The organism is Burkholderia sp. (genome assembly GCF_018375725.1).
Lineage (GTDB): Bacteria > Pseudomonadota > Gammaproteobacteria > Burkholderiales > Burkholderiaceae > Burkholderia.
Genome location: NZ_JAHACR010000098.1, coordinates 1 through 13,052 on the forward strand (window position 1 = coordinate 1; position 13,052 = coordinate 13,052).

The following is a 13,052-nucleotide window of genomic DNA, read 5'->3' on the forward strand; positions in this document are numbered from 1 at the left end:
GCTCGATCTCCATCCGCGAGCGCGCGAGCGAGGTCGCCTGCTGACGCACGCCGAAGCCGATGCCGGCGATCGCGGCGAGAAACGGCACGATGGCCAGAAGAAGGATCTTTGCCTTGAGTTTCATGGTGGGTGTGGGCCCGGCGCACGGACGGGCGCTGGCCGGCGCGTGTACCGGCACGGGCCGCGCGGCGACGCATCGAGCGCGTATTGTCCGCGATTTTGCGCAGGCGTGACACCGCCGCCCGCCGTTGCGGCCCTATGCCGCGACGGCGCCGGCGGTTGCGTCAGGCCCGGCGGCGCTCGGAATGCCGGGCGTCCTGCACCACGACCTTGTTCCGTCCGCTCGCCTTCGCGCGGTACAGCGCTTCGTCCGCGAGCTTCAGCGCCGCCTGGACGCTGCCGCCCCATGCGGGGAAGCAGGTCGTCACCCCGATGCTGGCGGTCAGCTGCCCGGATTCGCTGTCCGGATGCCGGATGTCGAGATCCTGGATGCTCGCGCGGATCGATTCGGCGATCGCCGCGGCGCCTTCGGACGCGACGTCCGGCAGGATCACGACGAACTCCTCGCCGCCGTAGCGCGCCGCGTAATCGGCCGGGCGGCGCAGGCAGCCCGCGATGCAGCGTCCTACCGCCGCCAGCGCATCGTCGCCCGCCTGATGGCCCTGGGTGTCGTTGTAACGCTTGAAGAGGTCGACGTCGACGAACAGCAGCGACAGTGCATGCTGCGAGCGCGCGGCGCGGCGCCATTCGCGCGCGAGCGTGTCGTCGAGCATGCGGCGATTGTCGAGGCCGGTAAGACCGTCGGTGCGCGCGAGCGCCTTCAACTCGGTCTCCGCGCGATAGCGCTTGCGCAACTGCACGTCGAGCAGCAGCGACAGACCGACAAAGCCGGCCGCGAGCAGCACCATCGCCGTGCCGACCGGAATCGCGCGCTCGTACCATGCGGCATAGATTTCGGATTCGGCCTCGGCGACCATGATGATGAGCGGCAGATTGTCGAGATGCCGGTACACGTACAGGCGGCGCACGCCGTCGATCGATGCGGTGTCCGAGAAGCTGCCCTCGCTCGCGGACATGAATTGCCGGAACGTGCTCGCGTTGCGGATGTCGCGGCCGATGATTTTGGGGTCGTACGGCTGGCGCATCAGCATCAGCCCGTTGGTGCCGATCAGCGAGATCGCGCCGCGCTTGCCGAGCGACAGGCGGGCGAACAGATCCTGAAAATACTGGAGCCGGATCGCCATGACGGCGACGCCGCCGAACGAACCGTCGGGCCGCGTGATGCGCTTGCTGAGCGCGACGCTCGGCGAACCGTTGCGCAGGTGCGAGTGGTACGGATCGCTGAGGAACAGCCCGGCGTCCGGATTGTCGCGCTGAACCGTGAAGAACGCATGGGTGGAATAGTTGGCGGCGCGGGGCACGTCACCCGCGCCGTCGACGGTGATATTGCCTTTTGCGTCGAGCACGTAGATGCCGCCGAGATACTTGGCCGTCGTCGCGCGGTCGAACAGCACCTGACGGCGCATCGGCATCGGCAGCCTGACGATGTCGGGCTGGTTCTCGCCGTCGACGACCGCCTGCAGCGACAGCGAATAGATTTCGACGTTGCGCTCGATATCCCACGCGGCCATCAGTGCGAGATTCTGCAGGGTGGTGCGCGCGCTCTCGCGCGCATCGATCCTGCCCTCGTAGAGCACGATGCCGCATAGCAGCAACAGGATCAGGGCAATCAGCAGGCCGGAATAGAAGACGAGATGCGGGGCGAACAGCCGGCGGAATCGAGCGGTCGCGCGGCTGAGCAAGCCGGGCCCGCTGGACACTGCGTATTCGGTTTCTGCCATGTTCCGAAAATCGGTAGGCATCGCCGCTGCGCAAGACGGGCGCTTCGGGCCAATGCGTTTGTTCGTATGACGGGATCGGCCGCGATCCCGTCCGGTGTTCTTGGGGACGACTGGCGCGCTCCGTGCGGGCACGACTGTCGTCCGACATGGTATTCCCCGATGCGGGAACAGCGCGCCTGCCGATCGCGCGTTTTCCCGCATGAAAATAGCGTGAAAGCGTTCCGGACAGGATGAATTATCCGTCGCGCGGCATGCGCTGGAGGCAGTATAACGCGCACATTTTGACGTGGAATAAATATTGAGAATCGACGCCGCGCCACGTTTGACGTCAACGCATGCGTGCCACCGATGCCGCGGCGGACGTCGCCCGCGGATATGAAAACGGGCGGCCATGCGGCCGCCCGTGTCGACGTCATGCGCGCGGGCCATGCCCGCGCTTCATTCAGCCGGCGCGCCGATGCTGCTTGTACGCCAGCCGCGACTGGTGCAGCAGCGGCTCGGTGTAGCCGCTCGGCTGCGCCGCGCCCTGCAGCGCAAGCGCGCAGGCTGCCTTGAATGCCGCCGACGCGTCGTAGTCGGGCGCCATCGGGCGATAGTTCGGATCACCCGCGTTCTGTTCGTCGACGACGCGCGCCATCCGCTTGAACACGCCGATCACGAAGTCCTCGGAGATCACGCCGTGGCGCAGCCAGTTCGCGATGTGCTGGCTCGAGATGCGCAATGTCGCCCGGTCTTCCATCAGGCCGACGTTGTTGATGTCGGGCACCTTCGAGCAGCCGACGCCCTGTTCGACCCAGCGCACGACGTAGCCCAGAATGCCCTGCGCGTTGTTTTCCACTTCGCGCAGGATGTCGTCGTCGTTCCATTCGGCGCGCTCGACGACCGGCACGGCCAGCAGCCCTTCGAGCAGCGTGTCGCGCTCGCTTGCGTACGCGATCTTCTCGAGCGCCTGCTGCACGGCCGGCACATCGACCTGGTGATAGTGCAGCGCATGCAGCGTCGCCGCGGTCGGCGACGGCACCCATGCGGTGTTCGCGCCCGCGCGCGGATGCGCGATCTTCTGTTCGAGCATCGCGTGCATCAGGTCCGGCATCGCCCACATGCCCTTGCCGATCTGTGCGCGGCCGCGCAGGCCGGCGGACAGGCCGGCGAGCACGTTGTTGCGTTCATAGGCCGCGATCCATGCCGACGACTTCATGTCGCCCTTGCGGATCATCGGGCCCGCTTCCATCGCGGTGTGCATCTCGTCGCCGGTGCGGTCGAGGAAGCCGGTGTTGATGAACGCGACGCGTCCGGCAGCCGCTGCGATGCAGGCGGGCAGGTTCACGCTGGTGCGGCGTTCCTCGTCCATGATGCCCATCTTCAGCGTGTTGCGCGGCAGGCCGTACAGATCCTCGATGCGCGCGAACAGCGCATCGGAGAACGCGACTTCGGCGGGGCCGTGCATCTTCGGCTTCACGATGTAGATCGAACCCGTGCGCGAATTGCGCTTCGCCTTCAGGTCGTGCAGCGCGCACAGCGTCGTGACGACGCCGTCGAGGATGCCTTCGGGAATCTCGTTGCCGTCGCGGTCGAGCACCGCGCCGTTCGTCATCAGATGGCCGACGTTGCGCACGAACAGCAGCGAGCGGCCGGGCAGCGTCAGCGTGCCGCCGTTCGGCGTCGTGTAGGTGCGGTCCTCGTTCAGGCGGCGCGTGAAGGTCTTGCCGCCCTTCGCGACTTCCTCCACGAGCGTGCCCTGCATCAGGCCGAGCCAGTTGCGATAGAGCTGGACCTTGTCTTCCGCATCGACCGCGGCGACGGAATCCTCGCAGTCGATGATCGTGCTGACGGCGGCTTCGAGCACGACGTCCTTCACGTTCGCGAGATCGGCGCGGCCGATCGGCGTCGTGGCGTCGATCTGGATTTCGATGTGCAGGCCGTTGTGCTTCAGCAGGATCGCCGACGGCGCGTCGGCCGCGCCCTGGTAGCCGATGAACTGTTCGGGATGCGCGAGATGCGTGACGCCCCGGCCGGTATCGACGGCGAGCTGGCCGTCATGCACGCGGTAGCGCAACGCTTCGCGATGCGAGCCCTGCGCGAGCGGCACGGCCTGATCGAGCACGTCGCGCGCATAGTCGATCACGCGCTGGCCGCGCGTCGGATTGTAGGTCGCCGTGCGCTCCGCGCCGTTGTCCTCGGGCAGCGCGTCGGTGCCGTACAGCGCGTCGTACAGGCTGCCCCAGCGCGCATTCGCGGCGTTGAGCGCATAGCGGGCGTTCGACAGCGGCACGACAAGCTGCGGGCCGGCCTGCACGGCGATTTCGCTGTCGACGTTTTCGGTGGCGGCCGCGACGTTCGCCGGCGGCGGCACCAGATAACCGATTTTCTCGAGGAACGCGCGGTACGCGGCCATGTCGCGCACGGGGCCCGGATGCGCGCGATGCCAGGCGTCGAGTTCCTGTTGCAGACGGTCGCGTTCCGCGAGCAACGCGCGGTTGCGCGGGGCAAGGTCGTGCACGAGCGCCGAGAACCCGCGCCAGAACGCGGCCTTGTCGATGCCGGTGCCCGGCAGCGCTTCGTTTTCGATGAACTGGCTCAGCGCTTCCGCGACTTGCAGTCCGTCATGGTCGATCATCGTGAATCCTCCCGGGAAAAGTGTCACGCGCGCGGATCAAGCCGCGACGCTTTCTGCGCCGGCGCGGGCAATCTGCGCATCCTGTTCGGACTTTACGCCAGACACGCCGATCGCGCCTGCAATGTGGCCGCCGACCGTGATCGGTACGCCGCCTTCGAGCAGGCCCGCGAGCGGCGCGCTCAGGAAGGCGGTGCGGCCACCGTTGATCATATCTTCATATGTCTTGGTTTCGCGCCGTCCGAGCGCCGCCGAGCGCGCTTTTTCCTGCGCGATGGCGGCGCTCGCCGGCGCGGCGCCGTCGAGGCGCGAGAACGCGAGCGGATGGCCGCCGTCGTCGACGATCGCGATCGACACGGCCCAGCCGTGCGCGTCGGCTTCTGCACGGGCGGCGGCGAGCATGCGGTCGGCGTCGGCGCGATCGAGTACGGGTTTGGTGTGCATCAGGGTTCTCCGGAATCCGTTCAGTTGGCGAGTGGGGTGTCGACGAGTTCGATCCAGTGACGCACGGGCGTGCGGCCCGCGCTGTTCAGATGGGTCTGGCAGCCGACGTTGGCCGTGACGATCAGGTCGGGGCGCGACGCTTCGAGCGCATCGAGCTTGTTGTTGCGCAGTTGCGTCGCGATCCCGGGCTGCGTCAGCGAATAGGTGCCTGCCGAACCGCAGCAGAGATGCGCATCGGCGACGGGTGTCAGATCGAAACCGAGCCGGACGAGCAGGCTTTCGACCACGCCGCCCAGCCGTTGCGCGTGCTGCAGCGTGCATGGGCAATGGAATGCGATGCGGCGCGAACCGGCGCGGACGAGAGCGTCGAGCGGCTCGGCGGCGATCGCTTCGGCGATGTCGCGTGCCAGCGCGCTGACGCGCTGCGCCTTGTCCGCATAGGCATCGTCGAAACGCAGCAGGTCGCCGTATTCCTTCACGAACGCGCCGCAGCCGCTCGCGCTCAGCACGATCGCTTCGGCGCCCGCTTCGATCGCGGGCCACCATGCGTCGATATTGCGTCGCGCGCGGGCAAGTCCCGCTTCCTGCGCATTCAGGTGATATTCGGTGGCGCCGCAGCAGCCGGCGAGCGGCGCCGGTGTCACGCTGATGCCGAGCCGGTCGAGCACGCGCGCGGCGGCGGCGTTGGTGTTCGGCGACAGCGACGGCTGCACGCAGCCTTCGAGCATCAGTACGCGCCGCGCATGGCGCACGGGCGGGCGTGGCGCGGCGGCCGGCGCGGCTGCCGGGATCTTGTCTCGCAGCGTGTCCGGGAGCAGCGGGCGCAGTGCGCGGCCGGCCTTCAGCAATGCGGCGAAGGTCGCCGGGCGCGGCACGACGTGGCGCAGGCCGGCGCGCAGCAGGCGTTCGCGTGCGGTGCGCTTCGCGTGTTTCTCGGCTTCCGCGCGGCCGATGTCGAGCAGGGCGTGATAGCGCACACCCGACGGACAGGTCGTCTCGCAGTTGCGGCAGGTCAGGCAGCGGTCGAGATGCTGCTGCGTCGTGTCGCCGACCGGCTCGCCTTCGAGCATCTGCTTGATCAGGTAGATGCGGCCGCGCGGGCCGTCGAGCTCGTTGCCGAGTACCTGGTAGGTCGGGCACGTCGCATTGCAGAAGCCGCAGTGCACGCAGGCGCGCAGGATCGCCTCCGCTTCATCGGCCCGTGCCAGGGCCTGGCTTGTTTCGCTGAGATGGGTTTGCATCGGCGTATCGCGTCAGAAGTCGGCGGACAGGCGGCCGGGATTGAAAATCGCGTGCGGATCGAGTTGCGCCTTCAGTTGCCGGTGCACGCGCAGTAGTGCGGAAGGGAGCGGCTGGAACGGCGTCGGCGTCACGCCCGGCGTGAAGCAGGTCGCATGGCCGCCCCATTGCGCGGCGAGCCGTTGAAGCGTGGCCGCATCGGCGTCGGTTTTCAGCCAGCGCTGCGCGCCACCCCAGTCGAGCAGCGTCGGGCCGGCCAGTGCGTCGAGCGGGGCGGCGCCCGGCACGGACAGGCGCCACAGCGGACGCGGATCGTCGAAGAAGGGCAACGTCTGATCGCGTAATTGCGTCCAGAATGCATCGTCCATTGCCTCGCCGCCGATCGCGTCGCGTGCCGCGCGTACTGAACCCGTGCCGCCTTCGAGGCGCAGGCGCAGGATGCCGCCCGCGTGGCATGCGCCCGCGAGCGGCATGCCCGCGCGACGCCATGCAGCGACGCGCGCCAGCGCAGTGCCGGCGTCGAGCGTCAGCGCCAGGTCGCGCGTCGCGCGCGGCTTGGGCAGCACTTTCAGCGACACTTCCGTCACGAGGCCGAGGCAGCCGAAGCTGCCCGCGAGCAGGCGCGACACGTCGTAGCCGGCGACGTTCTTCATCACTTCGCCGCCAAAGCGCAGATGTTTCGCGTGACCGGTGATCACGCGGCAGCCGAGCACGAAGTCGCGCACCGCGCCGGCCCACGGGCGGCGCGGGCCGGACAGCGCCGCCGCGAACATGCCGCCGACGGTCGCCGCGCCGCCGAACGACGGCGGCTCGCACGGTAGCATCTGGCCGGCGGCGTCGAGCGCGCCTTCGAGTTCGGCGAGCGGCGTGCCGGCACGCGCGGTCACGACCAGCTCGGTCGGGGCGTAGCTGACGATGCCGCGGTGCCGGCGCGTGTCGATCTCGCGTCCGGACACGGGGCGGCCGAGGAACGCCTTCGTGTCGCCCCCGCGGATCCGCAGCGAATGGCGTTCGCCGATCGCCTCGTTGACCTGCGCGACCAGCGCGGCGCTGTCGTCCATCGATTCGAATTCGCGTCGCATCAGAAGCGCTCCAGTTCGGGAAACGGCAATTGGCCGTGATGGACGTGCATCGCGCCGAATTCGGCGCAGCGGTGCAGCGTCGGGATGTTCTTGCCCGGATTGAGCAGGCGCTGCGGATCGAACGCGGCCTTCACCGCATGGAAGAACGTGATTTCGTCGGCATTGAACTGCACGCACATCTGGTTGATCTTCTCGCGTCCGACACCGTGCTCGCCGGTGATGCTGCCGCCGACCGCCACGCACAGCTCGAGGATCCGGCCGCCGAGCGCCTCCGCGCGATCGAGCTCGCCGGGCCGGTTCGCATCGAACAGGATCAGCGGATGCATGTTGCCGTCGCCCGCGTGGAACACGTTCGCCACCGGCAGGCCGTATTCGGCGGACAGCGCAGCAATGCCTTCGAGCACGCGCGGCAGCTCGCGGCGCGGGATCGTGCCGTCCATGCAGTAGTAGTCGGGCGAGATGCGGCCGACCGCGGGGAACGCATTCTTGCGGCCGGCCCAGAAACGCTGACGCTCGGCTTCGTCGCGCGCGACGCGAATCTCCGATGCGCCCGCGTCGCGCAGCAGCGCGGCGACGCGCTCGGCGTCCTCGGCGACGTCGCTCGCCGCGCCGTCGAGTTCGCACAGCAGGATCGCCTGCGCATCGACCGGATAACCGGCGTGAATGAAATCCTCGGCCGCGCGGATCGCGAGGTTGTCCATCATTTCGAGGCCGCCGGGGATGACGCCCGCGCCGATGATCGTCGCGACCGCGCCGCCCGCCTTGCCGACGTCGTCGAAGCTCGCCATCAGCACCTTCACGCTCGGCGGCTTCGGCAGCAGCTTCACCGTCACCTCGGTGACGATGCCGAGCATGCCTTCGGAACCCGTGAACAGCGCGAGCAGATCGAAGCCGGGACTGTCGAGCGCGTCGGCGCCGAGCGTCAACTGATCGCCGTCGATCGTCAGGATCTCGACCTTGAGAATGTTGTGCACCGTCAGCCCGTATTTCAGGCAATGCACGCCGCCCGCGTTTTCGGCGACGTTGCCGCCGATCGAGCAGGCGATCTGCGACGACGGATCCGGTGCGTAGTAAAGGCCGTACGGTGCGGCGGCCTGCGAGATCGCGAGATTGCGCACGCCGGGCTGCACGCGCGCGACGCCTGCGTCGGGATCGATGGCGAGGATCCGGTTGAATTTCGCCATCACGAGCAGGATGCCCTTTTCGAGCGGCATCGCGCCGCCCGACAGGCCGGTGCCCGCGCCCCGCGCGACGACGGGGACGCCGTGCGCGGACGCGACGCGCAGCACCGCACGCACCTGGTCGACCGTGTCGGGCAGCACGACCGCGAGCGGCACGGTGCGATACGCTGCGAGGCCGTCGCATTCGAACGGCTTCAGCGCTTCGCGCTCGTGCAGCACCTCGAGTCCCGGCGCGGCCGCATGCAGCGCGGTGACCAGCGCGTGCCGGTCGACCGGCGGCAGCGGTCCGTCGATCTGTTCGTCGTAGATGAAATTCATCGGGAGTGTCTCCGCCATGCTTGCGATCGCGCGGCGAATGCGCCGATCGTCGAATGGACGGATTCTTGTGGGTCGGCTCGCACGTGTCCAGATGCGGGAAGCGTGGTCATACCAGTTTTTTGTCCAGGGCCGGGAAAGCGTGTTTTGGATGTGGGTAAAACGCAATGGCGACAAGGGTTTATGAGACAATCGGCCTCGTTTCGTAAAGGTGGTCATACCAGTATGGAAATGCAGGATCGGGAGCATCCGGCGCGGGCGGTGGCGGACGTCGTCGCGGAGCGCATCGAGAAGCTGATCGTCGATGGCGTGCTGAAGGCGGGGCAGGCGCTGCCGTCCGAACGGCGCCTTACGGAGAAGCTCGGCGTGTCGCGCACGGCGGTGCGCGAGGGAATGAAGCTGCTGAGGGCGCGCGGCATCATCGAGACGACGCACGGCAAGGGATCGTTCGTTGCAAGCCTGGCCCCGCAGCGGGAAATCACGCCGATGATGCATCTGCTCGGCTCGCAGCCGCGCACGCTGTTCGACTTGTTCGAAGTGCGCGGGATGCTCGAGGCCGAGGCGGCGCGCCTTGCGGCGCTGCGCGGCACGCCGGCCGACTTCATCCTGATCACGCGGCGCTACGAGGAGATGGTCGCCGCCGAGGCGCAGGATCTCGATCCGGCCGCGCGCGCGAAGCTCGATCATGCGTTTCATCTGTCGATCTGCGAGGCGTCGCACAACCCGGTGCTCGTCAACACGCTGCAATCGCTGACCGACCTGTTGCTCAGCTCGGTATTCGCGTCGGTGAACAACCTGTATCACCGCGAACCGTTGAAGAAGCAGATCGATCGCCAGCACGCGCGGCTTTTCAATGCGGTGACGGGGCGCTTGCCGGAGCAGGCGCGCAAGGCCGCGAGCGAGCACATTCGCCAGTGCGTCGAGTATCTGCGGGAAATCGAACAGGAGGAGCAGCGGCTCGTGCGCTCGACGCTCAGGCTCGAAGGGTGGAAGTAATGAAGCCGGGTTTCAGGAAACGGAGCGGGCGCTGCCGGGGCGAAGGGGGGACTGGTGTGCCGAGCTTGCGTAAGTGCTCGAGTTGCGCGCAGCCGAGCCGACGCGGCGAATGAGTCTGCTCGGCGCGTGGACGACGGCGTTCGCCGGCTGGGTGATGGCCACAGGATGCCGTCCCGTCACACTCGACGCGCTTGACCGGCGCCGGGGATGCGGACGCCGGCTGAGGCATTCGTTCTGGCCGCCTGGCCTTGGGTTCTGCTGAGGCGAAACAGAATCGAGTTTGTGCGCATAAAGATTCGACGACGTGCGTGATGACGCTGTTGCACGTCGCGAAGTGAGCCCTCATTTGTCTGCGAGCGGGCAGCCGGATCGCCGAACGGATGTCTTGGGCGACTGTGTCGGATCAGATGCCCGATCGATTGCGCCGGCGTACGCATGGCGGCGAATATGCGCGCCGACATCGCGCGACCCGCACGCGCCGCTTTCCGTGAATTACTTCAGCAGTTTGACCATGTGCTCTTCGTCATAGAAGCAGCCATCGACGACCAGTGCACGCGGCTCCGTGCCAAAGCGGACGAATCCCTGCGACGCATAGAGCCGTCTGGCCGACGCGTTGATCGCGTTCACGCTCAGCATCAACTGCATGCAGTGCCACGCATGCGCCGCGTGTGCCGTCGCGGCGTCGAGCAGCGATTGGGCGATGCCCTGGCGTCGATAGGCCGGATCGACGAACACGCCCCAGATCGTCGCCTTGTGGCTCGCCTGCGCGAGCGCCTCGCGGCGCACGCCGGTGATGCCGATCAGCGCATTGCCATCGAATGCGCCGAACACGGCCTGCGTGCGCGTCGGGCGAATGCGTTCGACCACTTCGTCAAGCGAGCGGGCGGCTTCTTCGTCGCGCGTCGGCAGGATCGAGGTCGGCGAGGTGTCGATCGCGTGCAGGCGCAATGCCTGGAATCGTGCGGCGTCGGCGTTTTCGAGCGGGCGGATTGTGATCATCGCAGCGTGTCGTCGTGATTGAGCGTGGAAACGAAACACGCCGCGCGAACCGCGCGGCGTGCCGTGACCATGCTAATCGACTTCGGGTTGTCCGGGCGGCCCGCACTGCGAAGCGTTCGCCGCGCCGCGCGCGTCGCTCAATACCGCGACAACTGGTTGCCGTCGAGACGCACGCGCTCGCCCGGGCGCAGGTCGCCGGGCGTCGGCACGTCGAACGAGCGCATCGAGCCGTCGTTCACCTGCACGTCGATCCGATAGCCGCTGGCCTGTTGCGCACCCATCTGCTGGCCGATCTGGTTGCCCGCATAGGCGCCCCCGAGCGCGCCGATCACAGTCGCTGCGTCGCGTCCGCGTCCGCCGCCGACCTGGTTGCCGAGCACACCGCCGATCAGCGCGCCGACCACGGTGCCTGCGATACCCGACGGGCCCGTCGCGTTGCTGATCGGCCGGATGTTCGTGATCGTGCCGTATTGCGTGCCGTACGCGCTCCCGGACGGGTTCCCGTACTGCGAACCGTATTGACCGCCATTCTGCGTGTCATACGGATACGCCGGCGCCGGGTTGCCCTGATACGCGGGCTGCGAGACATAGCCGGGCTGGGAATAGGCGGGCTGCGAATAGGCCGGCGTCCCATACTGCTGGCCCGGGAAGCCCGATTGCCCGCCGTACGGGCCGTAGCCCGGCGCGACACAGGCAGTCAATGGGAGTGCCGCGACGGCGACAAGGGCGGCGAACAAGACGGTCTTCGTGGAGGGCGTGCGCATCATGATGTTTCCTGCATCGGCAAGGCGTTCGCCGCAGAATGATCGGGAGGGGCGGCGAACTCGCCGTGAGTATAAGGAAACGCCGGATGCACGTCCGAGGCGGTCGCGTAACAACATGTAAAGTCTGTTGCGGCGTAAATCCCCCGCCGCGCTGCGCGGTGGCGCGGGTCATGCCGGCGTCGGATCGCGCGCGATGATGTGCGGCGGTCGGCCGGGCAGCCGCCATATTTCGTCCGTAGGATTCCGTTGAAGGAAAACGCCGATGGCCTGCTTGCTGATTCGCAATGTCAATACAGGTGTGCATGACGCGCTCGACATCCTGATCGATGGCGACCGCATTGCCGGGATCGGGCCGGCGATCGATGTGCCGGACGGCTGCGTCGTCGAAGACGGCGGCGGCGCGCTCGTGTTGCCGGGCCTCGTGGAGGGCCATACGCATCTGGACAAGACCCACTGGGGCATGCCGTGGTATCGCAACGAAGTGGGGCCGCGTCTGATCGACCGCATCGAGAACGAGCGCCGCTGGCGCGCGACGAGCGGCCACGATGCGGGCACGCAGTCGCTTGCACTGGCGCGGGCGTTCCTCGCCGCAGGCACGACGCGGTTGCGCACGCACGTCGACGTCGATACCGATGCCGGATTGCGGCACCTGCATGGCGTGCTCGCCACGCGCGAAGCGCTGCGCGGCCGGCTGGAGATCCAGATCGTCGCGTTCCCGCAATCGGGCGTGCTGAAGCGGCCGGGAACCGACACGCTGCTCGCCGATGCGCTGCGCGCAGGGGCCGACGTGCTCGGCGGGCTCGATCCGTGCTCGATCGAAGGCGATCCAGTCGAGGCGCTCGACGTGCTGTTCGGCATCGCCGACCGGCAGGGTTGCGGGCTCGACATTCACCTGCACGAGCCCGCGGCGATGGGCGCTTTCTCGCTCGACCTGATCTTGCAGCGGACGGCGGCGCTCGGGATGCAGGGGAAGGTCGCGATCAGCCACGGTTTCTGTCTCGGCGAGATCGGCGAACGTCAGCGCGATGCGCTGCTCGCGCGCATGGCGGCGCTTGGCGTCGCGCTCGTGACGACCGCGCCGGCGTCCGTTGCGGTGCCCCCGCTCGCGGCATGCCGCGCGGCGGGCGTCACGGTGATCGGCGGCAATGACGGGATCCGCGATACCTGGACGCCGTACGGTTCGCCCGACATGCTCGAGCGAGTGATGCTGATCGGCATGCGCAACGATTTCCGCCGCGACGACGATCTGGAATGCGCGCTCGATTGCGTGACGTATGGCGGTGCGCGCGGTTGCGGCTTTGCCGAATATGGATTGCAGCCGGGCAGCCGCGCCGATCTCGTGCTCGTCGACGCGCGCACGCTGGCCGAAGCGGTGGTCGCGCGGCCGGTACGCAGGCTCGTGGTGTCGTCGGGGATCGTCGTGGCGCGCGACGGCGTGCTCGTGTGAGACGAACGTCAGCCGATGCGGCTGGCAGGCGCCGTGTCGCGCGGCGCGGATCGCGCGCGGCGGATGTAAGCGGTGGACGTAAGCGGTGGACGTAAGCGGGGGGAGGCGCATGCGGCATCGATGCCGCATG

General features: G+C 67.9%; 10 protein-coding genes. 2 read left to right on the forward strand and 8 right to left on the reverse strand.

Annotated elements, in window-relative coordinates; genetic code table 11:
- Positions 1 to 284: 284 nt before the first annotated feature.
- The 6 genes from KH616_RS12855 to glcD form a co-directional block, all read right to left on the reverse strand.
- Entirely contained in the window at positions 285 to 1,841 is a 1,557-nt protein-coding gene (locus KH616_RS12855; protein WP_292244990.1) for a sensor domain-containing diguanylate cyclase, read from the reverse strand.
- Between the two features lie 442 nt (positions 1,842 to 2,283).
- Positions 2,284 to 4,458: a malate synthase G gene (locus KH616_RS12860; RefSeq protein ID WP_292244992.1), complete on the reverse strand. Its 2,175-nt coding sequence runs from the start codon at positions 4,456 to 4,458 to the stop codon at positions 2,284 to 2,286.
- 36 nt (positions 4,459 to 4,494) lie between these two features.
- Positions 4,495 to 4,899, reverse strand: coding sequence for a heme-binding protein (locus KH616_RS12865; protein ID WP_292244994.1), 405 nt, complete (start codon positions 4,897 to 4,899; stop codon positions 4,495 to 4,497).
- Between the two features lie 20 nt (positions 4,900 to 4,919).
- On the reverse strand, positions 4,920 to 6,140 hold the full coding sequence (glcF, locus tag KH616_RS12870) for a glycolate oxidase subunit GlcF (RefSeq protein WP_292244996.1): 1,221 nt from the start codon (positions 6,138 to 6,140) through the stop codon (positions 4,920 to 4,922).
- A gap of 12 nt (positions 6,141 to 6,152) precedes the next feature.
- Positions 6,153 to 7,220, reverse strand: coding sequence for a glycolate oxidase subunit GlcE (gene glcE / locus KH616_RS12875; RefSeq protein WP_292244998.1), 1,068 nt, complete (start codon positions 7,218 to 7,220; stop codon positions 6,153 to 6,155).
- The gene (glcD, locus tag KH616_RS12880; RefSeq protein ID WP_292244999.1) at positions 7,220 to 8,719 is read right to left on the reverse strand and encodes a glycolate oxidase subunit GlcD; all 1,500 of its coding nucleotides are present in this window, start codon (positions 8,717 to 8,719) and stop codon (positions 7,220 to 7,222) included. Before glcD ends, glcE begins: the two co-directional genes overlap by 1 nt.
- A 222-nt stretch (positions 8,720 to 8,941) precedes the next feature.
- On the opposite strand from glcD, the gene glcC reads away from it, so the two are divergent.
- Positions 8,942 to 9,712 (forward strand): transcriptional regulator GlcC, encoded by a 771-nt coding sequence (gene glcC, locus KH616_RS12885; protein ID WP_292245001.1) that lies wholly within the window; start codon positions 8,942 to 8,944, stop codon positions 9,710 to 9,712.
- A gap of 492 nt (positions 9,713 to 10,204) precedes the next feature.
- On the opposite strand, the gene KH616_RS12890 is transcribed toward glcC, so the two are convergent.
- Positions 10,205 to 10,711 (reverse strand): GNAT family N-acetyltransferase, encoded by a 507-nt coding sequence (locus tag KH616_RS12890; RefSeq protein WP_292245003.1) that lies wholly within the window; start codon positions 10,709 to 10,711, stop codon positions 10,205 to 10,207.
- 137 nt (positions 10,712 to 10,848) lie between these two features.
- Entirely contained in the window at positions 10,849 to 11,478 is a 630-nt protein-coding gene (locus tag KH616_RS12895) for a glycine zipper 2TM domain-containing protein (RefSeq protein WP_292245005.1), read from the reverse strand.
- A gap of 259 nt (positions 11,479 to 11,737) precedes the next feature.
- Here KH616_RS12895 and KH616_RS12900 point away from each other — a divergent pair, with 259 nt between their 5' ends.
- The gene (locus KH616_RS12900; RefSeq protein ID WP_292245007.1) at positions 11,738 to 12,922 is read left to right on the forward strand and encodes an amidohydrolase family protein; all 1,185 of its coding nucleotides are present in this window, start codon (positions 11,738 to 11,740) and stop codon (positions 12,920 to 12,922) included.
- The last annotated feature ends 130 nt before the right edge of the window (positions 12,923 to 13,052 follow it).

Coding starts and splice junctions, on each gene's coding strand:
- KH616_RS12855 (WP_292244990.1), bottom strand. CDS start 1,841: ATGGCAGAAACCGAATACGCAGTGTCCAGCGGGCCCGGCTTGCTCAGC.
- KH616_RS12860 (WP_292244992.1), bottom strand. CDS start 4,458: ATGATCGACCATGACGGACTGCAAGTCGCGGAAGCGCTGAGCCAGTTC.
- KH616_RS12865 (WP_292244994.1), bottom strand. CDS start 4,899: ATGCACACCAAACCCGTACTCGATCGCGCCGACGCCGACCGCATGCTC.
- glcF (WP_292244996.1), bottom strand. CDS start 6,140: ATGCAAACCCATCTCAGCGAAACAAGCCAGGCCCTGGCACGGGCCGAT.
- glcE (WP_292244998.1), bottom strand. CDS start 7,220: ATGCGACGCGAATTCGAATCGATGGACGACAGCGCCGCGCTGGTCGCG.
- glcD (WP_292244999.1), bottom strand. CDS start 8,719: ATGAATTTCATCTACGACGAACAGATCGACGGACCGCTGCCGCCGGTC.
- glcC (WP_292245001.1), top strand. CDS start 8,942: ATGGAAATGCAGGATCGGGAGCATCCGGCGCGGGCGGTGGCGGACGTC.
- KH616_RS12890 (WP_292245003.1), bottom strand. CDS start 10,711: ATGATCACAATCCGCCCGCTCGAAAACGCCGACGCCGCACGATTCCAG.
- KH616_RS12895 (WP_292245005.1), bottom strand. CDS start 11,478: ATGATGCGCACGCCCTCCACGAAGACCGTCTTGTTCGCCGCCCTTGTC.
- KH616_RS12900 (WP_292245007.1), top strand. CDS start 11,738: ATGGCCTGCTTGCTGATTCGCAATGTCAATACAGGTGTGCATGACGCG.